Genomic DNA, 25,715 nt, shown 5'->3' with positions numbered 1-25,715 from the left:
TCGTCGTATAATGATTGGAACATTTTTTGGTTGTAAAATATGACGTTGGTGAAGAAAATCACCTTATTTTTTGGTAGGGAAATGGGAAGGAAATCCACTAGCGTCATTTTTGATTACATAATAGAAAACGACTGAATTTCCTCGTAGAATAAAAGTCGCCGAAAACTATATCCAGGAGGGAAATCACTTTTCGATTCACTTATGGGTACAGAAACTTCTTGAATTATAAGAGTCGAATCAGGCTTTATTTCAAGCGAAAACTTGTAGAATCAAAATACAATACACACTATAAAGAAACACACTCCAATGCAAATTAAGTATGTGCAATAAGGCTATTCCTCCTCTTTAGGCTGACTGGAACGAAATTCGACGGACTTCTGCGGAAATAGCAAGCGGCTGAAAAATCACTGTAGCGACTCGGATAGAAGAGCGACAGAAGATGAGGCTGTGCCCGCCGAAAGTGTAGTGCAAGTCAGCGAAATCAGAGCGCAAGCTTTCATGTTTTCGTTCTACTTAATATTAGGTATTCCTCGACTTAACATACATCACCAACGTAATTTGACAAAGAACCAATTTTTTTAATGGGATTCATCCAGCTGTATAAAGTGATTAAATTTATCTAAATCGATAATAAAATGTGTGTTTTATTGTATATAACGACAAGAAAACGGTTACTTGATTCAATATATACTAATAAGAAGATAGTATAATTGAGGGGGATATCATGAATTTACAACGCTTTACAGAAACGATCGAAGCTTTAAATATGTATGGTAGATCGTATCAAGGGATGAATCGTTTAGCATATACAGAAATAGAGCAAGAAGCATTGGCTTATTTAATTACATTATTTGAGCATGAAAATATGACAGTTACAGTGGATGCTGCTGGGAATGTAATTGCACGTAGAGAAGGTATGAATCCAGAACTACCAGCAGTAGCTTGTGGATCACATATTGATAGTGTATATAACGGTGGGAAATACGATGGTACGGTCGGGGTACTTGCAGGCCTCGAAGTAGTTCGAATGTTGAATGAAGAAAATATTGAAACAAAGCATCCGATCGAAATAATTGTATTTGCGTGTGAGGAATCGGCACGATTTGGTGTAGCTACGATTGGGAGTAAAGCAATGACCGGAAAGATTAACAAAGAAATGCTTAAAACGCTTAAAGACAAAGATAATATAACGATTCGTGAAGCTTTTCAAGCATGTGATTTAGATGTAAATCAAATCGAGAATGCACGTCGAAGCAAGAAAGCGTTTAAAGCATTTTACGAGCTTCATATTGAGCAAGGGCCTGTACTAGAAACATCCGGCTATCAAGTTGGTCTCGTAACAGGGATTGCTGCCCCGACTCGGTTTATTATTACGGTTAAAGGGCAAGCGGCGCATTCAGGTTCTACACCAATGCATTTACGAGCGGATGCATTTTGTGCCGCTGCAGAAATTACGTTGGCTTTGGAAAGGTTGGCATGTCTCGAGAAAGAGCATGGGACAGTCGCAACAGTTGGGAGCTGTCACGTTGCACCAGGTGCAATGAATGTTATTCCTGGTAACGTTGAATTGTCCGTAGACATCCGTAGCACATCCGTTGCATCTAAGGAAAAAGTAGTGAAGGAACTGAATCGATTGGTCAAAGCGCTTGAAGCACGCAGAAAATTAACGATCGATGTAAAAAAACTAGGAAACGAATCACCTGTTATGTTGGATGATTCAGTTATTGGGATGATGGAAGAAACGTGTGAACAAATGGGTATTTCGTATTTGAAAATGGCAAGTGGGGCGGGTCATGATGTGATGAATATGGCTTCACTTTGCCCGTCTGGCTTAATATTTGTACCTTCAAAAAATGGATTAAGCCACCATCCAGAAGAATTTACTTCCATAGAGGAAATTAATTCGGGAGTTTTATTATTGAAGGAAGTAATGGTAAAAGCAGCCTTAGGAGGTGTATCGAATGAGCGTCTATAAGTTAAAAATATTATCAAATATTCAAGTAAGTGATCGATACTGGCATATGGTAGTAGATGCCTCTGAAATAAAAGAGAAAATTACACCTGGACAATTTTTTAATTTAAAATGTGCGGAAATGTCATTCCCTTTTTTGCGCAGACCTTTTAGTATTTATCGAATAAATGAGGATTCAAAAACAATCGAATTCTTATATTTAGTTAAAGGTGCTGGAACAGTGCACCTAACGTATATGCAAGCAGGCAATTATTTAGATGTATTTGGCCCGTTAGGTGTCGGATTTGAGTTGGAAGAAGAATGGGATACGATATTACTTTTAGCAAGAGGAGTCGGCATTGCGACACTTGCAGCGCTGGCACAGGAAGCTTCTAAAAAGAATGTTAAATGTGTAGCTATTTTAAGTGCCCGTAGCAATAATGATCTCTTGGCAACGGAAACATTACAAGGGTTTGGAGCGGAAGTGTATAAAGTAACGGAAGAAGACGGAACAAGTGATGTAGAGCATGTCGAAAAGCTAATTGAAACTATTTTTCAAAAGCATTCGATAAAAGCTGGTTTTACTTGTGGATCAAAACGATTATCCAGATTAATGCAAAAAGTAACGACGAAAAAACAAATACCAGGTCAAATAGCATTAGAAGAACATATGGGTTGTGCAATGGGTGTTTGCTATGCTTGCGTATGTGATTTGCAACATGAAGATTATGTTGAATCGGTCCGCGTTTGTAAAGAAGGGCCAGTGTTTGATTTGAAAAAGGTGGTGCTAAGCTAATGAAAGAACTGGATCTAACTGTTCAGATAGGAAAGCTTAAATTAAAGAACCCAATTATGCCAGCTTCTGGAGCGTTTGGGCATGAGATGGAATCGTTATTTGATTTCAATCAGCTTGGTGCTGTTGTACCGAAAAGCATTACCAAATATCCGCGTGGAGGTAATGCAACGCCAAGAGTATGTGAAGTGAACGCCGGAATGATAAATTCCATTGGGATACAGAGTAAAGGTCTCCCTTATTATTTACAGCATACGATTCCTGCTTACGCATCATACACTACCCCGTTAATTGCTAGTATATCCGCTGATTCCATTGACGAATATGCTGAAATGGCTGAAGTAATTGGGAATACAGAAGGTGTATCTGGTATTGAGCTAAATATTTCTTGTCCGAACTTGAAAGGTGATGGGAAAGCATTTGGTATGGATGCGGACATATCATACAAATTAGTGGAAAAAGTTAAAGGTGTAACAGATGTACCCGTTATTGCGAAACTCACACCGAATGTAACGAGCATTCAAGAAATTGCACGTGCTTGTGAAGATGCAGGGGCAGATGGTTTGAATGTAGCAAATACTATTTTAGCTATGGCAATTGATATTCATACGAGAAAGCCTAAAATAGGAAATGTTTTAGGAGGTATATCTGGACCGGCTATTAAGCCAATTATTGTTCGCCTTATCTATCAAGTACGACAAGTCTGCTCAATTCCAATTATTGGTTGTGGTGGCGTGATGAATGCAGAAGATGCAATTGAGATGATATTGGCAGGAGCAACAGCTGTGCAAGTAGGTACAGCAAGTTTTATTAACCCTTTGGCAATGATCGAAATTATTGATGGAATAAAAGATTATATGAACGAGTATAACGTGAATCACGTTACGGAATTAATAGGAGCAGTAGATAATTCTTCATTGTCTGCTGAATGCTCCATCTAATTTATAAGCAGAAGGTAGGTGGAATTATGCATTGGGATCATATTGTAACAAATGGTCATATCGTTACATCGACTTCCGATTTTGTAGCAAATATTTATATTAAAGATGGTAAAATCGCAGCTATATCAAATGAGGCTTTAGATGGAGAGGCTAAGGAAGTTACAGATGCAGCTGGTCGGTATGTTTTACCTGGTTTAATCGATACACATGTTCATTCTCGCGATGGTGGAGCAACTCACAAAGAGGATTTCTTTCACTCGACACAAGCGGCAGCTGCTGGTGGAATTACAACAATTTTTGAAATGCCTAATACAAATCCTACGATAAATAATGCGGAAAACTTCCATAAGCAGGTTGAAAACTTACTCCCAAAAGCACACGTTAACTTTGGATTATGGGGAATCTGTCTAGGAGATGTAAATATAAATGATTTTAAAGGCTTGCATCAGGCAGGCGTAATTGGCTTTAAATATTTTTGGGGCTATGCAGTTCATAAGCAAACGTTTCAATTACAATACAATTATTCAGAAAACATGGACGATGTTTTCCCACCGTGCTCAGATGGAGAAGTATATGACATGTTTAAAGAAGTTGCGAAAACCGGGCAGACGATTGCTATACATGCAGAAAACAGCGAGCTTATTAATCGACTAACAAGTCAGGCGAAGTTTGAGGAACGGAATGATTATCATGCTTTTTTAGCGACAAGACCTAATTTAGCGGAAGAGCTCACAATCCAAACGGGTATTGCAATGGCTAAGGCAACAGGTGCTCGTCTGCATATATTACATGTCAGTACAGCTGAAGGAGTAGAGTTAATTAAGCAAGCACAGCTAGACGGATATCCAATAACAGCCGAAACATGTCCACACTATTTGTTTTTAACGAATGAAGATTATAAAAACATCGGACCTTCAATGAAAGTATACCCATTAGTGAAATATAAAAAAGACCAAGACCGTATTTGGCAAGGTATAATGGAGGGAACGATCTCCTTTGTATGTTCAGATCATGCGCCACACACAGAGGAAGAAAAAAGTGGAGATTTACATTCAATTCCTGCAGGTATGTGTGGTGTGGAGACGTTAGTTCCTCTCATGCTAAATGAAGTCTCGAATAAGAGAATTTCAATGAAGCAGCTTGTTTGTCTTCTGGCGGAAAATCCCGCAAAGCAATTCGGCGTTTTTCCAAAAAAAGGTGCGATACAAGTTGGTGCAGATGCAGATTTAACAATTGTTGATATGGATAAAAAATCAGTAATTAAGAGAGAGAAATTACACAGTAAAAGCAAAGTAACTGCATACGATGGATTTAACATACAAGGCATGCCAGTTCAGACGATCGTTAATGGTATTACAGTTATGAAGGATGGTACGATTCAGTCTAAACCGGTTGGACAGTGTGTAACCCCTGTGCATAATAATCTATAACACTTGGGAAACACTTATCTTAGGGCTATATTAGAAACATTCTTATTCAGCGTTATTTTCCGAATACCCAAAATAAATAAAGATGGATTTGATCACGTTTAATTGTTGATCAAATCCATCTTTGCGTGTTTGTAGCCTATGTTCACCCAGTAAAATTAGTTAATTTAAATTCCCTTTTAAACTCTTCAAAATCCAAATCAAGTGTGGTGCATAAACCTTCCACCTCAGCGAAAAAATCAAAATCGTTCTCAACTGGCTGGTCTCTGTTTTCATAATAAAAAGTAAGTAAGCCATACAGTTTGGCAAATGCTTTAACCTTATTTTGAGTATTCACGAATCAGACACTCCCATCTGCGACATTATATATAAGTTTATTATAGCACGTCCGTAGTATTGTGGATATTAAATGACGTAGTAAAAAACTGAAAAAAAGTGACAGATAGATCCAGCAAGGACGAATAAATGCCAAATGACGTGATGGTATGGAATTTTTCGGATCATATAAAATACCGCACCGACCGTATAAAATATGCCGCCAATAATTAATAACAGAATCCCCTTTTCATTAACTGTCTCTGTGAGAGGAGACCAGACGGTAATAATAAGCCAACCCATTACAACATATATTAGAGTAGATAAAATTAAAAAACGGTTTATGAAAAACACTTTAAACACTACACCAATTAGTGCAATTCCCCATATAATAAAAAAGAGAAACCAGCCAACACCTTCTCTTAGATGGACAAGTAAAAAGGGTGTATACGTACCAGCAATAAACAAATAAATAGAAGCGTGATCAATAATTTGAAACAAATCTTTCCATTTACCTTTAGGCAAGCTGTGTACTACTGTAGACGAAATATACATCAAAAGCATCGTAACACCAAAAATTGTAGCAGAAACGATATGCCAACCAGTACCATTTAAAGAGGAGTAAATAATAAGTAAAATCAGGCCGATAACGCTCAAGACAGCCCCTATTGCATGTGTAATTGCGTGTGCCACTTCTTCCTTTTTACTAAAAACATGAACATTCATTAAAACACCTCTTTATAATTCACAATATACTCCTATTGTACATGGAAAATAGACGCTAAGCTAATACGACACCCATTAATGGAGTAGGTGTAGTGTAAAGAAGCATGCTTTTGTGCACGTGTATTTATAGAGATTGGTATCGCAACACCCCCATTGTTTCGTCGATGAAACATTGTTCTTAGCTGTTCACATCAGTAAGACGAAAGATTTTAACATGAAAATTAAATGTATTTCGGTTACAATAAGTATCTGCCACATGCGGGAAGAGAGCAGCGCATGAAAACCTCATGGTAAAAGGGAATAACTAAATACATTTTGAGCGAAGTAAACGATCTCTTTATTACGCTACATACTATTTGTTGAATTGCATGAATATGTAACCGCTTTAAATATACTGTAAAATATTTCAAATTAAAGCGTTTAACATGTTCCAAATTCAACAACTATGGTAAACTAGAACTGTGAGTTTCCGAATAAATACTCCTTTTTCAAGGGATGAAACCCATAGTTATATAATATGAGAATTAAAAAGGAGCGCTTTCCCATGAATAAAATAGAAGAAGGCAAAAAATTAAAAGACATTACAGTTGAAGACTTGATGATTTCTGCAGAGAAGGTGGCACATGTACAGCTGAACAATCCGTTAGAGCATGCTTTGCTTGTTCTAATTAAATCTGGTTATTCTGCCGTTCCTGTGCTGGATTCTTCCTATAAACTTGTAGGTGCTATTGGAAAGACGGTTATTTTGGATCAAATATTAGGTTTGGAACGATATGAGGTAGAGAAGCTCTCAGATATGAGAGTACATGAAGTGATGACAGCGGATATGCCAAGTATAACAAAGGATGCGAGCTTTATAGAAGGGTTAAAAGCGGTTATTGATGAACCGTTTATTTGTGTTGTCGATAATGAAGGATATTTTGATGGTATTTTAACGAGAAGAGCAATTTTAAAAGTAGTCAAGCGCGATTACTATGCGTCAGAGAGAAATTTATAAAATCGTTTACCTAGTTCTTTTGCTAATTTGTTAAAAATAATACTTTATTATTAAGGCATAATTGAGAATAAACCGGTATATAAATATTTCTTAAGGTCGAGTTGAAGCAGATTTAAGACAGGAAACTGAGCTGGATTATATTAATTATCATTTAACATTGACTAAAATGAAGAAGTTGTCTATAATCAAATATGGGTTTCAAAAATATACAACATATACTTGGAGGTATTATAGATGGTAGAAAGAATGGTAGGTAAACAAGCACCGCGTTTTGAAATGGAAGCAGTAATGCCTAATAAGGAATTTGGAAAAGTTAGCCTTGAAGAAAATATTAAAAATAAAAAGTGGACAGTACTTTTCTTTTACCCAATGGATTTTACGTTCGTATGTCCTACTGAAATTACAGCGATGTCTGATCGTTACGATGAATTTAAAGAATTAAATGCAGAAGTAATCGGTTTATCAACAGACACGATTCATACACATAAAGCTTGGATTAATACGCCAAGAGAAGATAATGGACTTGGTGATTTGAACTACCCGTTAGCGGCAGATACAAATCATTCTGTTTCAAAAGAGTACGGCGTGCTTATTGAAGAAGAAGGAATTGCATTACGTGGACTATTTATCATTAATCCTGAAGGTGAATTGCAGTATCAAACGGTATTCCATAACAATATCGGTCGTGATGTAGAAGAAACATTGCGTGTGTTGCAAGCATTGCAAACTGGAGGATTATGTCCTGTAAACTGGAAGCCAGGTCAAAAAACTTTATAATTTCAAAAAGAAAGCTGACGAATTAAGCAATTTTTGCTTAATTCGTCAGCTTTTTGCCATTTAATCAAACGTTGAAGCACATAACGATTGTATTCTGTTTGTTCACCAATTTTTTGTTTGAATCAAAAGGAATGTGTTAGACTAAAGGAGTATATAGACTTTAGTCATGATGGAGGAATAGCGAGATGAAACGAGAATTTGCAGTAATCGGTTTAGGACGATTTGGAGGCAGTATTTGCAAGGAACTAAGTTCAGAAGGAATGCAAGTACTTGCTATCGATAATGATCCGCATAAAGTGAATGAATATAAAAACATCGCTTCTCATGCTGTCATTGCTGATTCAACAGACGAAGCAGCATTAAAAGAATTAGGTATAAAAAACCTCGATCATGTAATAATAGCGATTGGAGATAATATACAAGCAAGTATATTAACGACAGTTATTTTGACGGACTTAGGTATTAAAAAGATAACGGTAAAAGCACAAAATGATTACCATGAAAAAATCTTAAATAAAATCGGTGCTGATCATGTCGTCCATCCTGAGAGAGATATGGGAAAACGAATTGCGCATAGTTTAATTTCAAGTAATATTCTCGATTATCTCGAACTGTCGGACGATCATAGTATTGTAGAAGTAAAATCTGGCCAGAAGATGATTGGAAAAACATTAATCGATTTAGATATTCGAGCAAATTTTGGTTGTAACGTTGTTGCAATTAAACGCAAAAAAGATATTAATGTATCCCCGCGTGCTGATTATGCCTTGCAAGAGGATGATATTTTAATTGTTATTGGTGCGGATAAAGATATTTCCAAGTTCGAAAAACACTTAGTAATTGATGATTAGATGTAAGTTAAAATAAGAGAGCATTGCTGTTGAAAAAGAAGTATGCTTTCGGTTCGCAGATTTTTTACTAGATGAAATGCATTGGTTGTACAATATATGACGTTGGTGAAGAAATAGCACATTACTTTTTGGTAGGAATATTTGAAATCACTTGTCGATTCGCTTATGGGTACAGAAACTTCACGAATGATAAGTATCGAATCATGCTTTATTTCAAGCGAAAACCTGTAGAAACAAAATACAATACAAACATCATAAAGAAACACACGCCAATGCAACTGAAACAGTATGGAAGTGTATGCAATAAGGCTATTAGCCCTCTTTAAGCTGACTGGAACGAAAGTCGTCAGACTCCTGCGGGAATAGCACGAGACCGAAGATCACTGTAGCGACTGGAATAGAGGGGCTACAGAAGCTGAGGCCGTACCCGCGGAAAGCCCGTCGGCTGTATTGCACGTCAGCGAAATCAGAGCAAAAGCTTTCATGTTTTCGTGTATGTAATCCTCGACTTAAAATACATCACCAACGTCATTTGACAAAGAACCAATACTTTTTTCAATAATAGTAATAAAAGAAGTCAGATAGCCCATCATTTATATTGGACTTTCTGACTTCTTTTATATTTATTAGGTGTTCCATTCGTGTACTGTTTTTTGAATTACTCTTTTTATACTTCCATAATTATTGGCATAACCATCGGTCTGCGCTTTGTCTTTTCGTATAGAAACGGTGCAATCGTATCGGTAATCTCATTTTTAATTTCAGACCATTGTGTTGTTTTTCGTTCCATTACTTTATCCAAATGCGCAGAAACGAGTTTTTGCGCCTCATTAATTAAGTCTCCAGACTCTCGCATATATACGAATCCCCGAGAAATAATATCTGGACCTGCAGCAATTTTAAAGTCTTTCATGTTAATGCTTACTACAACAATAACTAACCCTTCCTCAGAAAGGATTCGACGATCTCTTAAAACAATGTTACCAATATCGCCAATACCACTTCCATCGACATAAATCGATCCAGAAGGTATTTTACCCGCAACAGTTGCAGAGTCTTTACCTAATGCGAGTACATCTCCATTATCCATAATAAAAGAATTTTCAAACGGAATGCCACACGCAGCAGCTAGTTTTGTATGTTCTTTTAGCATGCGATACTCTCCATGAATCGGCATGAAATACTTTGGTGAAATAAGTCTCAGCATTAACTTCTGTTCTTCTTGGCTCCCGTGACCAGATGTATGAATATTGCTTAAGGGGCCATGAATTACTTCAGCACCAGCGCGTGTAAGCTGGTTAATAGTCCGGCTGACACTAACATTATTTCCAGGGATTGGAGAAGATGAAAACACGACAGTGTCTCCTGGGTTGATCTGTATTTGACGATGCGTACCATTTGCAATTCGAGACAAGGCTGCCATTGGCTCACCTTGAGAACCTGTACATAAAATTGTTACTTCATGAGCAGGCAAACGATTAATTTGATTCGTATCAATAAACGTATTTTTCGGAGCCTTAATGTATCCTAACTCTTGACCAATTTGAATGGATGACTCCATACTACGGCCAAAAACAGCAACTTTCCGATTATGCTTTACAGCAGCTTCGACTACCTGTTGCAATCGATATATATTCGATGCAAATGTCGCAAATATTAATCGTCCATCTACACTACTAAATATATCGTTAATATTGCCACCAACCACTTGCTCCGACATTGTAAATCCGGGCACTTCACTATTTGTACTATCTGAAAGCAAGCAAAGCACGCCTTCTTTGCCTATTTCGGCCATCTTAGCTAGATTAGCCGGTTCTCCTACAGGGGTAAAATCGAATTTAAAATCTCCTGTATGAACAATATTTCCCGGAGGTGTTTTAACTAGAACTCCATAAGCATCGGGAATACTATGTGTAACACGGAAGAAGCTTACTGCTGTTTTACGGAATTTAATGACATCATCTTCTTGAATAATATTTAACTTGGCATTTCGCAATAAGCCATGTTCATCTAATTTATTTCTAATTAATCCGATCGCTAGTTTACCAGCATAAATGGGTACATTTATTTCACGCAATAAGTAAGGGATCCCGCCAATATGATCCTCATGACCATGTGTGATAAATAAACCTTTTATTTTTTCTTGATTTTGCACAAGGTACGTATAATCGGGAATTACATAATCGATTCCCAGAAGCTCGTCCTCCGGGAATTTAATGCCTGCATCAATTAAGATGATTTCATCCTGAAATTGCACAGCATACGTATTTTTTCCGATCTCTGTTAAGCCGCCGAGTGCAAAAACGGCCGTCTGATCATTTTTAACAAATTTCATAAATTATAGCTTCTCCAAAACAAAATTGGCGGAATTTTCCTCATAGTTTAAATGTGCCTCATCTAGCTGTTGAATAAATTCAATGTTGTAATTGCGATCGATTAATTTTTTGCGAACATTTCGTTTAGAATCTGCTTCAACATAGACACTTTTTGTTCGTTCTCTTATAGGTGCTTCATTAGGTGTTTCTTGGTAAAGTACTTTAAAAATCATATCATCTCTCCTATTTCGTCATTTTCAATATATCTGCATCCTTACTCAGCGTCCAACCGAACAAAGAGCCGTCTGCATTACTATTGATTTTTGTCATTATTTCATTTCCGTAGCAAGCTTCGTTCATTTATAGTACATTAATAGTTGTGTGGTTGGGTAAAAGCAAGTGTAAGGGTAGTCCTATTTATAAGTTGTAGGTACACGTTCTCTGCCTAAAAAATCCTTCCAGCGATTCTTGAGTTTTTCTTTTAGGCGCTTTAACATGCAGGTACACAACTCCTTTCACATAATCAAGAAAAGCATAAAACGTTCTACCGATCCAATCCCTCTTAAATACAGTATAATATGGTTTAAGAAATATTGAAATGAATAACCTTTAAATTTTTGTAATTAATTACTAATCGACTTACATACATACGAACCGAACAAGTTTCATTTTCTAACTTTGTATATTTTTTGCGAGCAATGAATTATTTATACATGCCTAAATTATGAAGAATAAGAAGGGAAATGGTATGAGTGAGTAAGCAGATCGTATTTTTTGACATTGACGGTACAATTTATGATGAAGAAAAGCAAGTTCCTGCATCGACAAAAAAAGCAATTAAGGATTTGCAAAATAACGGGGTAGAAGTGGCAATAGCTACTGGACGGCCACCGTTTATGTTTGAAGATTTACGCAAAAATTTAGGGATTGATACGTATGTCAGTTATACGGGCCAACACGTTGTATTTGAAGGGGAAACGATTTACCAGAATCCACTTTGTACACAGAGTTTAAAAAACTTGTATGAAGAATCCAAAGACAAAGCATATCCAATGATACTCATGAGCGATAAAGAGATGAAGGCGACTATTGCAGGGCATCCTGCTGTAGCAGATGGGCTAGGGCGATTAAAGTTTTATTACCCTGAAGTAGAAGACCGATTTTATGAACGCGAATCTATTTTTCAAGCACTTTTATTTTATGAAGCCAATAATTCTACGCCTTTTTCAAAATCGCACGATGCTTTTCATTTTATTCACTGGGGCGATCAAGCGTGTGATGTATTGCCAAAAGGTGGATCTAAAGCAATCGGGATAAAGAAAATATTGGATGCAAGTGGCATTGATCGTAAAAACAGCATTGCCTTTGGAGATGGCTTAAACGACTTGGAAATGATAAAAGAAGTGGGAATGGGGATTGCAATGGGAAATGCGGTTGAACAGCTTAAACAAGCAGCAGATGACGTAACAGATCGTGTAGAAGCAGATGGCATTTACAATGCTTTAAGGAAATATGGGTTACTAAAATAATAGTAAGCGGGCGCAGTTCATATTTTTGCACCCGCATGCTTTACTCAACTTCTTTCGCGTTATCTGGTATGGTAAAGGGATTTTGTTTATTAATATGATCATAAAACATAATTCCGTTTAAATGATCAATCTCATGTTGAAACACGATTGCTGCATAATCTTTTAATCGTAATTTTATTGGCTCTCCGTTAAGGGTAAAGGCTTTAATTGTAATCCGTGAATATCTAGGTACATACCCTTCAACTTCTCGATCAACAGACAGGCAGCCCTCTCCTCCGGCTAAATAAGCCATTTCGACAGAATGACTAACGATTTTTGGATTTATTAATTGATAGCTATAGACGGTATCTTTCGCGTCTGTAAAGTGTACGGCTATCATACGCTTGCTAATACCAAGCTGTGGCGCAGCTAACCCAACACCTGACCTTAAGTTGTATTTTTCAGCGAGCATTTCATCTTGACTGTTCACTAAAAATTCCATCATTTCGATTAATGTATCTCTATCTTCTTGTGAAGGAGGAACCGATATTTCCTCTGCCTTTGTTCGTAATGCGGGATGACCCTCTCGTACAATGTCCTTCATTACTATCATATTTATCACCTCAAAATTAAATCTGTTCATATTTAATTATATTAACATATATATTGAATTTTCTTCATAAATTAGTATTGTACAAGCATTAAGAGACAAATGTTTTTAACGAAAGTTTAATTTTGGTATACTGGCTACATGTAAAAAGGACTTTATTTAATGAAGGAGGCACCTCCGTGCTAAAAGTAAGAATATATATTGGTATCGCTCTTGTTAGTTTAATTATTCTGCTACCTGCCTGTGGGCAAAAAAATACAGTAGATAAAATATACAACCATCTAGAAGAAACGGTACAACTCGAAAAGGGATTTGAAGATCAACAAAGTCATATTACGAATCTGGAAGAAAAAGAAAAAGAGTTGTACAATGAAATAATTGAGCTCGGCATGCAAGACTTTGAAAAAATTGTTAACTTATCTAATGAAGCAATTGACACAATTAATAAAAGAAGTGAAAAAATTGATCTTGAAAAAGAAAGCATAGAGGCATCAGAGGAAGAGTTTCGCAAGGTTGAAAAGTTACTAAGTAAGCTTGAGGACGAAGAAGCTAAGAAAAAGGCGCAAGAAATGTATGATGTCATGTTGCAGAGGTATAATGCTTACGATAAAATTCATCGTGCATACAAAACCTCTTTAGACCTTGAGAAGGAATTATACACGATGCTTCAAAAAGAAGATGTAGAACAAGATGCATTAATCTCACAAATTACACGAATTAATGAAAGTTATAAAAATGTCCTTGAAGCGAATAAGCAATTTAATGAGCAGACGGTACTTTATAATAATTTAAAGAAAGAATTTTACGTACTGGTTGATGTTGAAGTTGAATTTGAAGGACATTCGAATTTAGAGAATTAGCGTGTGTTGAATTAAAAAAATAGTACATATTAAGAGCTGAATGGTAAACATTTAGTTCTTTTATTTTTATGCAAAAAAATAGTTAGTATTAATACAGGAGTTATTAATGATTGTAACAGATTGTTTCCAAATGTAATTTCTAACGGTATTCGTAGTAGTTATTTATTGGATTATCAATAAAAACAAACAAAGGGATTGACCTTTTATATGTAAATGAGCTAAACTCTAACTAGGCAAAATATTGTACTATTATTATTCAACATTTCTATGTAACAGATTGATGCTATGATTAAAGTTGCATTCAATCGGGTACAAGAAGTGAAAAGTAATAATTACATGAATACGTTTGTTAGATTAAGTTAAATATGCTCCGCACCGTCAAGCTAACGTAACGTGGCATTGTTATACAGACAACTAATTTAAAGCGCAGGAAAAAATAAGAGTTTAAATTGAAAGGAAGAGGTGGCCATTTTGAAACATGTACTTGAAAATGTGGAAAATCAGTTTGAAATGTTCCAAGTTTTGAATGAAGATGGAGAGATAGTTAATAAAGAAGATATGCCCGACCTATCCGATGGGGAATTAAAAGAGCTAATGCGCCGGATGGTGTATACGAGAGTGCTTGACCAGCGTTCGATCGCCTTAAATCGTCAAGGCCGACTAGGTTTTTACGCTCCTACAGCTGGGCAAGAAGCGTCGCAAATTGCAAGCCAATTTGCATTAGAGAAAGATGATTTTATTTTACCAGGATACCGTGACGTACCACAATTAATATGGCATGGTCTTCCTTTATATCAGGCGTTTTTATTTTCAAAAGGACATTATCACGGAAATCAAATGCCTGAAGGAGTTAATGCGTTAAGTCCACAAATTATTATCGGAGCACAATATGTGCAGGCGGCCGGTGTTGCACTTGGTATGAAGCTTAGAAAGAAAAAAGCAGTTGCTGTTACGTATACAGGGGATGGTGGAACTTCTCAAGGAGATTTCTATGAAGGGATTAACTTCGCAGGAGCATATAACGCACCAGCTATCTTTTTTGTTCAGAATAACTTTTTTGCGATTTCTGTTCCAGTTGAGAAGCAGACGAAAGCAAAAACGTTAGCACAAAAAGCAGTTGCTGCAGGTATAGAAGGGTTTCAAGTAGACGGTATGGATCCGCTGGCGATGTATGCAATTACAAAGCATGCGCGTGACCGTGCAATTGCTGGAGAAGGACCTGCTCTAATTGAAGCAATTACTTATCGCTATGGCCCGCATACGATGGCTGGTGACGATCCAACTCGTTACCGTACAAAAGAACTTGATACAGAATGGGAAAAGAAAGATCCACTCGTTCGTTTCCGTACTTATTTAGAAAAGAAAAAGCTTTGGTCAAAAGAAGACGAAGATAAAGTAATTGAAGAAGCGAAAGAGGATATTAAAGAAGCGATTAAAAAAGCAGACGGCTACCCAAAACAAAAGGTAACTGAACTTATAGGACATATGTTCGAAGAGCTTCCGTATAATCTTCAGGAGCAAATGAAGGAATATAAAGAAAAGGAGTCGAAGTAAATCATGGCACAAATGACAATGATTCAAGCAATAACAGATGCAATGCGTACGGAGTTAAAAAATGACGAAAATGTGCTTGTTTTCGGCGAAGACGTAGGACAAAATGGCGGTGTATTCCGAGCTACTGAAGGATTACAGGATGAATTTGGAGAAGATCGTGTATTTGACACGCCTTTAGCGGAATCAGCAATAGGTGGCCTTTCGATTGGTCTTGCATTGCAAGGCTTTCGACCGGTACCAGAAATTCAATTTTTTGGATTTTTATATGAGGTAATGGACTCTATTAGTGGGCAAATGGCGCGTATGCGTTATCGTACAGGTGGAACACATACTTCACCAATAACGGTTCGTTCGCCTTTTGGTGGCGGTGTACAAACCCCAGAACTTCATGCAGACTCACTTGAAGGCTTGATTGCCCAGCAACCAGGGATAAAAGTTGTAATCCCATCAACACCTTATGATGCAAAAGGATTGTTAATAGCGTCTATCCGCGACAATGATCCTGTCGTGTTTTTAGAACATATGAAGCTGTATCGTTCATTCCGTGGTGAGGTTCCGGCAGAATCGTATACGATTGAGCTTGGTAAAGCAGATGTTAAGCGAGAAGGTAAAGATGTAACTTTAATAGCCTACGGTGCAATGGTTCATGCTTGTTTAAAGGCAGCCGAGGAGCTTGAAAAACAAAATATTGAAGCAGAAGTTATTGACCTTCGTACAGTTTGGCCACTAGATATAGAAACGATCATTAAATCAGTAGAAAAAACGAATCGCGTTGTTGTTGTTCAAGAAGCGCAGCGTCAAGCAGGTATTGCATCGACAGTCGTTGCTGAAATTCAAGAACGTGCGATATTACACCTTGAAGCTCCAGTACTCCGTGTAGCTGCTCCTGATACGGTATATTCGTTTGCGGCTGCAGAAGAAGTATGGCTTCCGAATCATAAAGATATTATCGAAAAGGTAGAAAAAGTCATTAATTTTTAATTTTAGAAAGATAGGAGGTATTTAGTATGGCATTTGAATTTAAATTACCTGATATTGGTGAAGGAATTCACGAAGGTGAAATTGTAAAGTGGTTTATTAAAGAAGGCGATGAAATAAAAGAAGACGACCCTTTATGTGAAGTACAAAATGACAAAGCAGTTGTTGAAATCCCATCCCCAGTAGATGGAACAATTGAAACAATTCACGTAGACGAAGGAACAGTAGCAGTCGTAGGCGATGTGCTCGTCTCAATCGATGCGGAAGGGTATGAGTCTGAAGCTTCAACTACAGCTGAGACTCAAGAAGAGGATAACGATTCGTCTACAGTTGAATCGGATTCTAAAAATGAAAAAGAAGAAACGAAAGATGCAAATGAAAGCGAGTCGACTAACGAGCGTGTCATTGCTATGCCATCCGTTAGAAAGTATGCCCGTGATCATGATGTATCAATTCAATCGGTTTCTGGTACGGGTAAAAATGGTAGAATATTAAAAGAAGATATTGACCGTTACTTAAATGGAGACGAACAAACAGAAACGACAGATACAGCATCAGCAGAAGATACAGAACAAGAGACAAAATCGACTACTACACAAGTGCCAAAAGGTGACTATCCAGAAACACGCGAAAAAATGAGCGGTATAAGAAAAGCAATTGCAAAAGCGATGGTAAACTCAAAAACAAAAGCACCACACGTAACATTAATGGACGATGTAGATGTAACAGCACTTGTTGCCCATCGGAAGCAATTTAAAGAAGTAGCTCTTGAGCAAGACATTAAGTTAACGTATTTGCCGTATGTCGTTAAAGCGCTAGTTTCTGCTTCGAAAAAATATCCAATTATGAATGCAGCAATTGATGATGAAACAAATGAAATCGTGCATAAACATTACTACAATGTTGGTATTGCTGCTGACACGGATAAGGGATTGCTTGTGCCTGTAGTTAAAGATGCTGATCGCAAATCCATTTTTGAAATTTCCAAAGAGATTAATGAGTTGGCAGATAAAGCTCGGAGTGGTACACTAACAACTGAAGAGATGAGCGGAGCTTCAAATACAATTACAAACATTGGTTCCGCTGGGGGACAGTGGTTTACACCTGTGCTTAATTATCCAGAAGCCGCTATACTTGGTATTGGTCGAATCGCAGATAAACCAGTTGTGCGTAATGGTGAAATTGTAGTTGCTCCAGTTTTGGCTTTATCGTTAAGCTTTGATCACCGAATTGTAGATGGTGCTACAGCGCAATTGGCGCTCAACCAAATTAAAAGATTATTGAATGATCCACAATTAATCATGATGGAGGCGTAAGGCATGGTAGTAGGAGATTTTCCAATTGAAGTAGACACTTTAGTCGTTGGTGCAGGACCAGGTGGATATGTTGCAGCAATTAGAGCTGCACAACTCGGCCAAAAAGTTACAATTGTTGATAAAGGAGCTCTAGGAGGAACGTGCTTAAATGTAGGCTGTATTCCTTCTAAAGCATTGATTCAAGCAGGTCACTTGGCTGACAATGCACATGGTAATGAAGAGCTCGGTATTACAACTGAAAATGTAACGGTAGACTTTTCTAAAGTCCAAGAATGGAAAGGGAAAGTTGTGAATCGTTTAACCTCTGGCGTAGAGAGTTTGTTAAAAGGAAATAAAGTAGATATCGTTAAAGGCGAAGTATACTTTGTTGATAACAAGCATGCAAAAGTGATGGACGAAAAGAATTCACAAACATATACGTTTAATAACTGTATTATTGCTACTGGATCTTCACCGATTGAAATTCCTAGCTTTCCATTTTCCGATCGTGTGCTAGACTCTACTGGGGGATTGAATTTAAATGAAATTCCTGGGAAGTTAGTCGTAATTGGTGGCGGATATATTGGTACAGAGTTAGGCTCGGCGTATGCAAACTTTGGTACAAAGGTTACAATTCTTGAAGGTGAAAAAGATATCCTTGGTACATTTGAAAAGCAAATGACTCAAATTGTTAAAAAGCGTTTGAAGAAAAAAGACGTTGACATTATTACAGAAGCAATGGCAAAAGGTGTTGAAGAAACAAAAGATGGCGTTAAAGTTACGTATGAATCCAATGGTAAAGAAGAAGTTATTGATGCGGATTATGTACTCGTAACTGTTGGAAGACGCCCGAACACAGCAGAAATCGGTTTGGATCAGGTTGGGATTGAAGTCGATGATAAAGGTCTAATTAAAATCGATAAACAATGTCGTACTAATATTGATAACATTTATGCAATTGGTGATGTTGTTAAAGGCCTTCCATTGGCTCATAAAGCATCCTATGAAGGAAAGGTTGCTGCAGAGGCAATTAGTGGACAAAAATCTGAAATCGATTATCTAGGTATGCCGGCTGTCGTATTTTCTGATCCAGAAATGGCGTCTGTCGGGTATACAGAAAAAGAAGCAAAAGATGCTGGCTACAGCATAAAAGCATCAAAGTTCCCGTTTGCAGCAAACGGACGGGCATTATCATTAAATGATAGCGATGGTTTCTTGAAGCTAATTACGAGAGAAGAAGATGGATTAGTAATTGGTGCGCAAATTGTTGGACCTAATGCAAGTGATATGATCGCTGAAATAGGACTAGCAATTGAAGCAGGTATGACTGCAGAAGACATTGCATTAACAGTTCATGCACACCCTACTCTAGGTGAAATAACAATGGAAGCTGCAGAAGTAGCTTTAGGAACACCAATTCATATGCTATAATAAATAAAATATAAAAGAGGGCTGTATTAAACACAGCTCTCTTTTATTTGTTGTTTATTTCGGTCTGCTTGCTCTGAAATAGATGAGAAGAAATGCAACGAGAAAACATTATACACGAAGGGGAATGACATGAAACGACAATTATTAACTCTATTTATACCTTTTTTATTAATTGCTTGTAGCGAACAACAATCTACGGAACAACAAAATGAAAAAACGAACCCGAATCAACAACTGCCTTCAGGGGAAAAGGAACTAAGAGAGGAAAAAGTAGATAAAGTACCTGAAGTAGAAACAGAAGAACAAGAAGCGCAGCAAGCAGATGAAAAAGTGAATCAAAATGAAGACAATCAACCAAAATATAAAATAAATACTACTACATGGTTTATTCAACCATTAGATGAGAAAACAAACGAACAGGTTGTCTTACTTACAATCGATGATGCTCCAAATACGTATGCTTTGGAAATGGCCAAAACTTTGAAAAAACTAGAAGCGCAAGCAATATTTTTTGTAAATGGGCATTTTTTAGAAACAGATGAAGAAAAAGAGATATTAAAAGAGATTCATAATATGGGGTTTGCAATTGGCAATCATACTTATAGTCACGAAAAGCTTCCAAATTTATCGGAAGCAAAACAGCGTGAAGAAATAATTCATGTAAGCGATATGGTGGAATCAATTATTGGTGAGCGTCCAAAATACTTTCGAGCTCCGTTTGGGCTAAATACCGATTACTCTGAGCAATTAGCAAACGAAGAGGACATGCTCCTGATGAATTGGTCTTATGGATACGACTGGGATAAAAAGTATATGACACGGGAAGCAATTGCCGACATAATGGTCAATGCACCTGAGTTAGCTAACGGAGCAAATTTGTTAATGCACGATCGGAAATGGACAGCCGAAGCGTTAGAAAGTATTGTAAAAGGATTGAGAGATAAAGGGTATGAAATAATTGACCCGGCACTTATTCAAACCGAGTAAATTGTTAATGTGTTATGATATTTAGCTATTGACCTCCTTAATGTGACATACTATAATATGATTAGAGTATACGATATGAGATAAGGAGATGGGTTTGATGGGTACAATTATTTGCCAAGATTGCCAACAGATCATTGATCATTATGATTATGAGAAAGTAACAACCCTCTATGGAACTTGTTCAAATTGCTCGTATGAAAAAGAGGCCGTTTAAATTAAATACAATGAAGTGTAGAGGAGCTGTACTTTTTACAGCTTCTTTTTAATTTACTTCAATGTGAACTTCTAAGAAAATAAAGCTCTATACTTTCATCCGGCTATAATTTCGTACCCTCCAATCACTTGTATTAGGTATCACTCTTTATCTTTCACAAGCTAATTCGAAATCCCTATTTAACAAAGTTATTTCATTAAAAGCTTATGCTTATTATGCTTGCATCCATTGTTCACAATGTATAGTGTATTAATTAGATATAATTTATTTGTTAAGGGGGCAAATTATTATGGAATGGAAAACGAGAGTAACGGAAACTTTTGGAATTAACTATCCGATTGTCCAAGGCGGACTTGCTCATTTAGCTTACGCCGACTTAGCCGCCGCTGTATCGAACGCCGGTGGGTTAGGTCAAGTAACAGCGATGAGTTTACCGAATCCCGAACGGTTGCGTGAAGAAATACGGCGAGTGAAATCACTAACATCAAAGCCATTTGGTGTAAACTTTGCAATCGGACAACAGCGTCGGCCTTTTGAGCAGATGGTACATGTTGCAATTGAAGAAAAAGTACCTGCTATTTCGGTGACAGGTGGCAATCCTAAAAGTGTATTGGATATGGTAAAGGGACACGGAATTAAAACGCTCGTACTTGTTGCTGCAAGAAGACAAGCTGAAAAAGCAGAGCAGCTTGGAGCGGATGCTGTAATGGTCGTAGGACAAGAAGGCGGTGGACATATAGGGCGTAGTGATACAGGTACATTCGTACTGACTCCACAAGTGTCTGATTATGTATCAATTCCAGTATTGGCTTCGGGTGGCATTGTTGATGGCCGAGGGTTAATGGCAGCACTTGCCCTTGGAGCCGATGGCATTGAAATGGGGACTAGGTTTATTGCAACAAAAGAATGTGTCACAGCACATCCAGTATATAAGCAAGCCATAATTGATGCCGACGAAAATGCTACAACCGTTATTAAAAAATCAATCGGTGCACCAGCTCGTGCGTTGAAAGGGAGATGGACAGAACAGATTTTAGAAATTGAAGCGGATAAGAACGGATACGAATCGCTTAAAGATTATATTAGTGGTGAAGCAAATAAACGGTTTATTCATGATGGGAAGGAAACAGAAGGGTTTGGTTGGGCAGGACAAGGTGCAGCAAGAATCCATGATATTCCAACCGTTGAGCAGCTAATGAAATCAATTATAAATGAAGCAGAATTAATAAGAAAGAAATGGTGCATAAGTTAATTTGGTGTTTATTAGATGTGATATCCATGTTTCACTTGTTGAGCACCTAAAAATAAAGCTCACTGTTGCTTTTGTGCAGCGGTGAGCTTTATTTTAGTTCGTTTTACAATTTCATTTAAGTAAACGCGAGTCGATAGATAGGTAATAATTGGTCATATACGCGTTCTACTTCTTTTATAAAGGCATCACCATCTTTTAAAAGATTGTCATGCGCCTCGTATTGCTTACCGATCAGAAACTCCGATTTTTTTATCGTTTTAAATCGTTCTATTCCTACCGCTAGCACTTTTTTATCCACTGCTTGAGCATCTTTTTTCATGTGATCCATGGAAAGAACAAAATCATTCGGAATCCGTTCAAAGATCTCCTGCTCATGCTCGCTAAAAACGTCAGCAATCTCAACTTTGTTTGGCAATTCATATATAAAAGCAAGCCATAGAAATACTCGATCATCCCATAGACCTACTTGAAAGTGTGGGTGTTTTTTATACCCTCGTTTGTTATGGCTAAAAGCTACCCAAGTATCATTTGGTGGATTCTTTGTTCTGCGAGCATGACGGGCAATATGCACGTACATTTCTTGATTTAGTTTCTCGGTAAGGAAACGAACGAGCTGTCCTCCTATTATCTCAAACTTTGGTTGGATCCGTTGTTGTATAGCTTCCATTCTTTGTTCAAGCCCTTCAATTTCAAATGTATTGAAGTCACTTTTTATAAAACCATTAAAACTCATTATTTCAATCACCACTTTACTCGTTCATTTTGTCGTTGACATGGAAAATCATTTGCTAACGCTTAAGCTATCATTTCTAATCGTATGAAGTCAAGCTATATAGGGTCATTGTAAACAATGTTTTATGTTTAAATTCTATTAATTGTGGGGAATATTAAAATATACGATCCAGTGAAAATGCTTGAACATATTAAGAATTACTTCATATATATAAAAAAACCATTAAAAGGTGTGAGTCGTGTGAAATATGTGATGGAAGCACTTAGGCGGAAGGAAGAGCAGGAACGGTTACCAGTAATTAGAATGGAAATTGACTATGAGTTAGCTACACTATATGATGCGATGCAGGAAAGAGACACCGTACAGATCATTAAATCAAAAGAACGATTGCGACAATTGCGGCTGCAAAAAGTAAAAATAGAAAGTGATTTATAAATTTAAACGGCTTCCATATGTATTCATTGGATAAAATCAATACATATGAAAGCCGTTTTTTATGTGATGGTAAAATTGTTTCATTAATTTTTATAAAATGTGACGTTCTTCTCTTACTTTGCTACAATTTAAAGTAGAAAGGAGCAGATGCATGAAGCAAAATAGAAATGAGCAATTATATCATCAGGCTAAATCATGGATATTAGAGGCTGGTAATCGGATTAAAGAAAATATGAATAAACGCCTCATTATTAATTGGAAATCGAACCCAAATGATTTAGTAACGGAGTTGGACAAAGAAACAGAACAATATTTTGCAGAACAGATTAAGAAAGTGTTCCCAGATCACAAGTTAATTGGTGAAGAAGGGTATGGGGATAACATCACAACACTTGATGGTACCGTGTGGATCATTGACCCTATAGATGGGACGATGAATTTCGTTCATCAAAAGAGAAATTTTGCAATTTCTATTGGGATATATAAAGAAGGTATCGGAGAGATTGGTCTTATATATGATGTTATGGAAGATGTACTTTATAGTGCAATCCGAAACAGAGGCGCATATAAAAATGAAGTAAAATTGCCGTTATTAAACAATAATAGTACATTGGAAACGTCCATACTTGCATTCAATCATACGTGGCTAAGCCCGAATCGACTGGTGGAAGAAAAAGCGATGCAGCAACTTGTTAAAAGAGTGAGAGGGACACGAACATACGGTTCAGCTGCCCTTGAGTTTGCATTTGTTGCCGAAGGAATTATTGACGGTTATATTACAATGGGACTTCAACCATGGGATTTTGCAGCGGGTATAATTATTGTGAATGAAGTAGGTGGAGTTACTACCAATATTGACGGGGAACCGCTAAATTTGTTGACAAGGAACGCTGTCTTTACAGGCAATAAACAAATACATAATCGGATTATACATGATTATCTGCTAATTGGAAGAAAGTGACGGACCGTAATGTCACTTTCTTCGTTTTAAGACTAGCCCATATCCCATTAGTACAAATCCGAGTAATAAAAACAAAGCAACAAGCCAACCATTACGAAGCGCAATAGAAAAGCCTGCGATTACAAACATAAGTATAACTAGAATAGCTAATAACAGCATAGGGACATTTATTTTACCCATGAAATCACCTCAAATTTATTCCACTCCATAGTATATATCATTTAGTTCGTATATACAAAATACAATAACTAGCATGTATTAAAAAGATTTAGTATGATAGAGGGTGGGTAAATGAACAAAGATGGAGGAAGCTATGGACACAAACTTTAACATTATATTTGAATATATCGTTACGAACTATGGAACAAATAATATTTTTTGGATTTTTTATATTATAAATTTAATACTTGCAATAATTGCTTATGAGCTTGGGTTCGCGCGGAAGTTACCTTTAATTAAAACGCTAGTTGTTTATGTAATGCTTGCTGTTGGAAACTACATAATAACTATTTTTAGCTTGCTTCAATATCCAATAACAGAAACGTTAATTGTAATTTCACTCGTATTGGGTGTTTATCGCTTTCGATTGTATAGGCAACGCAAAAGTAAAACAAAATAGAAAGCAGCTCTCTGTCTGATGATTAGAGAGCTGCTTTCTTATGGCGTGTTAAAAAATTAAAGATAATCATTCGTATCTTTTTTTTCCTTAAATAGGTGAAAATTACCTGATTTGTGCCGCTTCTTTGTATTTTTAGCAATTCGTTCATTACATGGCGTACATAAATACATATTCAGCTTGCGGTTTCGTAATCGCTTTGCTTGCAATGCATCATCATCAATATCTTCTATTTGGTCACAAAGTACACACTTCACTTGCATCTGTTTCACCTCAACAAAATCTGTCTGTTTCATACTACCATAACTTAAATTTTAAAAGAAGCAAAATTGTACGTTTCAATTTCGTTCGTATGGGTAATATAAAGTAAAAAGAGGAAAGGATGACTTAGAAAAAATGAAAAAGCGATATATTGCATCAATTGGAGCTGCCGGGGCAAGCGTTGCTGCTGGATTATGGCTTAAAAATAAACAGAAAAAAAGTGAAAAATCAACATTAGAGCAGGCAGGTGTGCCTGATCAAATGGAGCACAACAGCTTAGATCAATTAGAAAATGCTAAAATGGTATCTGAGGGCTCTCAATATGGCGTACAATATTATAATGAAGCTAAAACTGAGGAAGAGAATTTAGATAGTATTCACTGATACAATTTAAAATGGAATGACGTATATCTATAAATAAAAAACATACGATTTATTGCTGGTGCATAATACACACGCTGGAACTAGGTCATTTTTTGTTCGGAATATTGTGAGGTCTTTTATTGACACACATTGGCATATATATATCGCGCATATCGCGCGAAAAATGACTTTATTCCCCTCTAAATAATTTAAAGGACATTTTAGAGAGAGCCGTGTTCGTTTTGCACTAGCTTTTTTTAATAAGTTATTTATTTGAGTCGATTTCATAATTGCCCTTTTTAAAACATCATAAAAGAATAGAATTATAAAGTGGATTTTCTGCTGTTGCTATGCAACCAGTGGGAATGTGAACGCGAATAAGACCCCATATTGCGTAGCAGAGACCGCTCAAGGACTGTTGTTTTTTTCTGCAAAGTCTTTCCACTAACAAAAACAAGAGGCCTTTAATGCTTTAGTACTAAACACATAAAGTTAGACTAGATTTTAAACAGCTAATTGACTGGTTTGTATCTGGTATTTAACCGGACTCATATTAGTCAATTT

28 protein-coding genes are annotated in these 25,715 nt (G+C 36.8%); 20 read left to right on the top strand and 8 right to left on the bottom strand.

The window, feature by feature from the left end; translation table 11 throughout:
- Positions 1-724 precede the first annotated feature (724 nt).
- The 4 genes from ACLIBH_RS03840 to allB are packed head-to-tail and all read left to right on the top strand — an operon-like array spanning position 725 to position 5,115.
- Positions 725-1,975, top strand: coding sequence for a Zn-dependent hydrolase (locus ACLIBH_RS03840; protein ID WP_439315368.1), 1,251 nt, complete (start codon positions 725-727; stop codon positions 1,973-1,975).
- The gene (locus ACLIBH_RS03835; protein ID WP_439315367.1) at positions 1,962-2,747 is read left to right on the top strand and encodes a dihydroorotate dehydrogenase electron transfer subunit; all 786 of its coding nucleotides are present in this window, start codon (positions 1,962-1,964) and stop codon (positions 2,745-2,747) included. Before ACLIBH_RS03840 ends, ACLIBH_RS03835 begins: the two co-directional genes overlap by 14 nt.
- On the top strand, positions 2,747-3,685 hold the full coding sequence (locus ACLIBH_RS03830; protein WP_439315366.1) for a dihydroorotate dehydrogenase: 939 nt from the start codon (positions 2,747-2,749) through the stop codon (positions 3,683-3,685). The genes ACLIBH_RS03835 and ACLIBH_RS03830 overlap by 1 nt, the downstream gene beginning before the upstream one ends.
- Before the next feature lie 26 nt (positions 3,686-3,711).
- Complete coding sequence (allB, locus tag ACLIBH_RS03825; RefSeq protein ID WP_439315365.1) at positions 3,712-5,115, top strand: allantoinase AllB; 1,404 nt, start codon at positions 3,712-3,714, stop codon at positions 5,113-5,115.
- Positions 5,116-5,257: 142 nt separating this feature from the next.
- On the opposite strand, the gene ACLIBH_RS03820 is transcribed toward allB, so the two are convergent.
- Both ACLIBH_RS03820 and trhA read right to left on the bottom strand, forming a co-directional pair.
- Positions 5,258-5,449 (bottom strand): hypothetical protein, encoded by a 192-nt coding sequence (locus ACLIBH_RS03820; protein ID WP_439315364.1) that lies wholly within the window; start codon positions 5,447-5,449, stop codon positions 5,258-5,260.
- Between the two features lie 68 nt (positions 5,450-5,517).
- Positions 5,518-6,153 carry a PAQR family membrane homeostasis protein TrhA gene (gene trhA, locus ACLIBH_RS03815; protein ID WP_439315363.1) on the bottom strand — a complete coding sequence of 212 codons (636 nt, stop codon included), beginning with the start codon at positions 6,151-6,153 and terminating at the stop codon, positions 5,518-5,520.
- Between the two features lie 544 nt (positions 6,154-6,697).
- Here trhA and cbpB point away from each other — a divergent pair.
- The 3 genes from cbpB to ACLIBH_RS03800 all read left to right on the top strand — a co-directional run bounded on the left by cbpB (position 6,698) and on the right by ACLIBH_RS03800 (position 8,778).
- On the top strand, positions 6,698-7,150 hold the full coding sequence (gene cbpB, locus ACLIBH_RS03810) for a cyclic-di-AMP-binding protein CbpB (RefSeq protein WP_439315362.1): 453 nt from the start codon (positions 6,698-6,700) through the stop codon (positions 7,148-7,150).
- A 234-nt stretch (positions 7,151-7,384) separates the two neighbouring features.
- A complete protein-coding gene (locus tag ACLIBH_RS03805) occupies positions 7,385-7,927 on the top strand; it encodes a peroxiredoxin (RefSeq protein WP_439315361.1) in 543 nt (180 codons plus the stop codon).
- Between the two features lie 185 nt (positions 7,928-8,112).
- The gene (locus ACLIBH_RS03800) at positions 8,113-8,778 is read left to right on the top strand and encodes a potassium channel family protein (RefSeq protein WP_439315360.1); all 666 of its coding nucleotides are present in this window, start codon (positions 8,113-8,115) and stop codon (positions 8,776-8,778) included.
- A gap of 667 nt (positions 8,779-9,445) precedes the next feature.
- On the opposite strand, the gene rnjA is transcribed toward ACLIBH_RS03800, so the two are convergent.
- Together rnjA and ACLIBH_RS03790 are read right to left on the bottom strand one after the other, a co-directional pair.
- Positions 9,446-11,113: a ribonuclease J1 gene (gene rnjA, locus ACLIBH_RS03795; RefSeq protein ID WP_439315359.1), complete on the bottom strand. Its 1,668-nt coding sequence runs from the start codon at positions 11,111-11,113 to the stop codon at positions 9,446-9,448.
- A gap of 3 nt (positions 11,114-11,116) precedes the next feature.
- On the bottom strand, positions 11,117-11,326 hold the full coding sequence (locus ACLIBH_RS03790; RefSeq protein ID WP_439315358.1) for a DNA-dependent RNA polymerase subunit epsilon: 210 nt from the start codon (positions 11,324-11,326) through the stop codon (positions 11,117-11,119).
- Between the two features lie 519 nt (positions 11,327-11,845).
- On the opposite strand from ACLIBH_RS03790, the gene ACLIBH_RS03785 reads away from it, so the two are divergent.
- Positions 11,846-12,622: a Cof-type HAD-IIB family hydrolase gene (locus ACLIBH_RS03785; protein ID WP_439315357.1), complete on the top strand. Its 777-nt coding sequence runs from the start codon at positions 11,846-11,848 to the stop codon at positions 12,620-12,622.
- A 40-nt stretch (positions 12,623-12,662) separates the two neighbouring features.
- Here the strand turns inward: ACLIBH_RS03785 and def are convergent, their stop codons facing one another.
- The gene (gene def / locus ACLIBH_RS03780) at positions 12,663-13,214 is read right to left on the bottom strand and encodes a peptide deformylase (RefSeq protein ID WP_439315356.1); all 552 of its coding nucleotides are present in this window, start codon (positions 13,212-13,214) and stop codon (positions 12,663-12,665) included.
- 176 nt (positions 13,215-13,390) lie between these two features.
- On the opposite strand from def, the gene ACLIBH_RS03775 reads away from it, so the two are divergent.
- The 8 genes from ACLIBH_RS03775 (at position 13,391) to ACLIBH_RS03740 (ending at position 21,782) form a co-directional block, all read left to right on the top strand.
- Positions 13,391-14,071 (top strand): YkyA family protein, encoded by a 681-nt coding sequence (locus ACLIBH_RS03775; RefSeq protein ID WP_439315355.1) that lies wholly within the window; start codon positions 13,391-13,393, stop codon positions 14,069-14,071.
- Between the two features lie 510 nt (positions 14,072-14,581).
- On the top strand, positions 14,582-15,625 hold the full coding sequence (pdhA, locus tag ACLIBH_RS03770; protein WP_439315392.1) for a pyruvate dehydrogenase (acetyl-transferring) E1 component subunit alpha: 1,044 nt from the start codon (positions 14,582-14,584) through the stop codon (positions 15,623-15,625).
- 3 nt (positions 15,626-15,628) lie between these two features.
- On the top strand, positions 15,629-16,606 hold the full coding sequence (locus ACLIBH_RS03765) for an alpha-ketoacid dehydrogenase subunit beta (RefSeq protein WP_439315354.1): 978 nt from the start codon (positions 15,629-15,631) through the stop codon (positions 16,604-16,606).
- Positions 16,607-16,632: 26 nt separating this feature from the next.
- Complete coding sequence (locus ACLIBH_RS03760) at positions 16,633-17,919, top strand: dihydrolipoamide acetyltransferase family protein (RefSeq protein ID WP_439315353.1); 1,287 nt, start codon at positions 16,633-16,635, stop codon at positions 17,917-17,919.
- Between the two features lie 3 nt (positions 17,920-17,922).
- Entirely contained in the window at positions 17,923-19,329 is a 1,407-nt protein-coding gene (gene lpdA / locus ACLIBH_RS03755; RefSeq protein WP_439315352.1) for a dihydrolipoyl dehydrogenase, read from the top strand.
- A gap of 129 nt (positions 19,330-19,458) precedes the next feature.
- Entirely contained in the window at positions 19,459-20,316 is an 858-nt protein-coding gene (locus ACLIBH_RS03750; protein ID WP_439315351.1) for a polysaccharide deacetylase family protein, read from the top strand.
- Between the two features lie 97 nt (positions 20,317-20,413).
- Complete coding sequence (locus tag ACLIBH_RS03745; RefSeq protein WP_439315350.1) at positions 20,414-20,530, top strand: GapA-binding peptide SR1P; 117 nt, start codon at positions 20,414-20,416, stop codon at positions 20,528-20,530.
- A 289-nt stretch (positions 20,531-20,819) separates the two neighbouring features.
- Positions 20,820-21,782 carry an NAD(P)H-dependent flavin oxidoreductase gene (locus tag ACLIBH_RS03740; protein WP_439315349.1) on the top strand — a complete coding sequence of 321 codons (963 nt, stop codon included), beginning with the start codon at positions 20,820-20,822 and terminating at the stop codon, positions 21,780-21,782.
- Between the two features lie 115 nt (positions 21,783-21,897).
- Here the strand turns inward: ACLIBH_RS03740 and ACLIBH_RS03735 are convergent, their stop codons facing one another.
- Positions 21,898-22,515, bottom strand: coding sequence for a DUF1054 domain-containing protein (locus ACLIBH_RS03735; protein ID WP_439315348.1), 618 nt, complete (start codon positions 22,513-22,515; stop codon positions 21,898-21,900).
- A gap of 240 nt (positions 22,516-22,755) precedes the next feature.
- On the opposite strand from ACLIBH_RS03735, the gene ACLIBH_RS03730 reads away from it, so the two are divergent.
- Positions 22,756-22,950: a hypothetical protein gene (locus ACLIBH_RS03730; RefSeq protein WP_439315347.1), complete on the top strand. Its 195-nt coding sequence runs from the start codon at positions 22,756-22,758 to the stop codon at positions 22,948-22,950.
- Positions 22,951-23,101: 151 nt separating this feature from the next.
- On the top strand, positions 23,102-23,911 hold the full coding sequence (locus ACLIBH_RS03725; RefSeq protein ID WP_439315346.1) for an inositol monophosphatase family protein: 810 nt from the start codon (positions 23,102-23,104) through the stop codon (positions 23,909-23,911).
- A 12-nt stretch (positions 23,912-23,923) separates the two neighbouring features.
- On the opposite strand, the gene ACLIBH_RS03720 is transcribed toward ACLIBH_RS03725, so the two are convergent.
- Positions 23,924-24,091: a DUF5325 family protein gene (locus ACLIBH_RS03720; RefSeq protein ID WP_439315345.1), complete on the bottom strand. Its 168-nt coding sequence runs from the start codon at positions 24,089-24,091 to the stop codon at positions 23,924-23,926.
- Between the two features lie 133 nt (positions 24,092-24,224).
- Between ACLIBH_RS03720 and ACLIBH_RS03715 the strand changes: the two genes are divergently transcribed.
- Positions 24,225-24,530 (top strand): YlaH-like family protein, encoded by a 306-nt coding sequence (locus ACLIBH_RS03715; protein ID WP_439315344.1) that lies wholly within the window; start codon positions 24,225-24,227, stop codon positions 24,528-24,530.
- 56 nt (positions 24,531-24,586) lie between these two features.
- Here the strand turns inward: ACLIBH_RS03715 and ACLIBH_RS03710 are convergent, their stop codons facing one another.
- Positions 24,587-24,823, bottom strand: a complete 237-nt coding sequence (locus ACLIBH_RS03710; protein WP_439315343.1) for a YlaI family protein — start codon at positions 24,821-24,823, stop codon at positions 24,587-24,589.
- 100 nt (positions 24,824-24,923) lie between these two features.
- Here ACLIBH_RS03710 and ACLIBH_RS03705 point away from each other — a divergent pair, with 100 nt between their 5' ends.
- The gene (locus tag ACLIBH_RS03705) at positions 24,924-25,172 is read left to right on the top strand and encodes a hypothetical protein (RefSeq protein ID WP_439315342.1); all 249 of its coding nucleotides are present in this window, start codon (positions 24,924-24,926) and stop codon (positions 25,170-25,172) included.
- The last annotated feature ends 543 nt before the right edge of the window (positions 25,173-25,715 follow it).

Source organism: Virgibacillus sp. W0430 (genome assembly GCF_051846935.1).
Taxonomy (GTDB): domain Bacteria; phylum Bacillota; class Bacilli; order Bacillales; family Amphibacillaceae; genus JBPYCR01.
The sequence above is the reverse complement of the archived record's forward strand: the minus strand, read 5'-3'. Positions and strand labels throughout refer to the sequence as shown.

Excerpts from the sequence above, each read along its gene's own strand:
- ACLIBH_RS03840 (WP_439315368.1), top strand. The coding sequence starts at position 725 with ATGAATTTACAACGCTTTACAGAAACGATCGAAGCTTTAAATATGTAT.
- ACLIBH_RS03835 (WP_439315367.1), top strand. The coding sequence starts at position 1,962 with ATGAGCGTCTATAAGTTAAAAATATTATCAAATATTCAAGTAAGTGAT.
- ACLIBH_RS03830 (WP_439315366.1), top strand. The coding sequence starts at position 2,747 with ATGAAAGAACTGGATCTAACTGTTCAGATAGGAAAGCTTAAATTAAAG.
- allB (WP_439315365.1), top strand. The coding sequence starts at position 3,712 with ATGCATTGGGATCATATTGTAACAAATGGTCATATCGTTACATCGACT.
- trhA (WP_439315363.1), bottom strand. The coding sequence starts at position 6,153 with ATGAATGTTCATGTTTTTAGTAAAAAGGAAGAAGTGGCACACGCAATT.
- cbpB (WP_439315362.1), top strand. The coding sequence starts at position 6,698 with ATGAATAAAATAGAAGAAGGCAAAAAATTAAAAGACATTACAGTTGAA.
- ACLIBH_RS03805 (WP_439315361.1), top strand. The coding sequence starts at position 7,385 with ATGGTAGAAAGAATGGTAGGTAAACAAGCACCGCGTTTTGAAATGGAA.
- ACLIBH_RS03800 (WP_439315360.1), top strand. The coding sequence starts at position 8,113 with ATGAAACGAGAATTTGCAGTAATCGGTTTAGGACGATTTGGAGGCAGT.
- rnjA (WP_439315359.1), bottom strand. The coding sequence starts at position 11,113 with ATGAAATTTGTTAAAAATGATCAGACGGCCGTTTTTGCACTCGGCGGC.
- ACLIBH_RS03790 (WP_439315358.1), bottom strand. The coding sequence starts at position 11,326 with ATGATTTTTAAAGTACTTTACCAAGAAACACCTAATGAAGCACCTATA.
- def (WP_439315356.1), bottom strand. The coding sequence starts at position 13,214 with ATGATAGTAATGAAGGACATTGTACGAGAGGGTCATCCCGCATTACGA.
- pdhA (WP_439315392.1), top strand. The coding sequence starts at position 14,582 with ATGTTCCAAGTTTTGAATGAAGATGGAGAGATAGTTAATAAAGAAGAT.
- ACLIBH_RS03765 (WP_439315354.1), top strand. The coding sequence starts at position 15,629 with ATGGCACAAATGACAATGATTCAAGCAATAACAGATGCAATGCGTACG.
- ACLIBH_RS03760 (WP_439315353.1), top strand. The coding sequence starts at position 16,633 with ATGGCATTTGAATTTAAATTACCTGATATTGGTGAAGGAATTCACGAA.
- lpdA (WP_439315352.1), top strand. The coding sequence starts at position 17,923 with ATGGTAGTAGGAGATTTTCCAATTGAAGTAGACACTTTAGTCGTTGGT.
- ACLIBH_RS03750 (WP_439315351.1), top strand. The coding sequence starts at position 19,459 with ATGAAACGACAATTATTAACTCTATTTATACCTTTTTTATTAATTGCT.
- ACLIBH_RS03745 (WP_439315350.1), top strand. The coding sequence starts at position 20,414 with ATGGGTACAATTATTTGCCAAGATTGCCAACAGATCATTGATCATTAT.
- ACLIBH_RS03740 (WP_439315349.1), top strand. The coding sequence starts at position 20,820 with ATGGAATGGAAAACGAGAGTAACGGAAACTTTTGGAATTAACTATCCG.
- ACLIBH_RS03735 (WP_439315348.1), bottom strand. The coding sequence starts at position 22,515 with ATGAGTTTTAATGGTTTTATAAAAAGTGACTTCAATACATTTGAAATT.
- ACLIBH_RS03725 (WP_439315346.1), top strand. The coding sequence starts at position 23,102 with ATGAAGCAAAATAGAAATGAGCAATTATATCATCAGGCTAAATCATGG.
- ACLIBH_RS03720 (WP_439315345.1), bottom strand. The coding sequence starts at position 24,091 with ATGGGTAAAATAAATGTCCCTATGCTGTTATTAGCTATTCTAGTTATA.
- ACLIBH_RS03715 (WP_439315344.1), top strand. The coding sequence starts at position 24,225 with ATGGACACAAACTTTAACATTATATTTGAATATATCGTTACGAACTAT.
- ACLIBH_RS03710 (WP_439315343.1), bottom strand. The coding sequence starts at position 24,823 with ATGAAACAGACAGATTTTGTTGAGGTGAAACAGATGCAAGTGAAGTGT.
- ACLIBH_RS03705 (WP_439315342.1), top strand. The coding sequence starts at position 24,924 with ATGAAAAAGCGATATATTGCATCAATTGGAGCTGCCGGGGCAAGCGTT.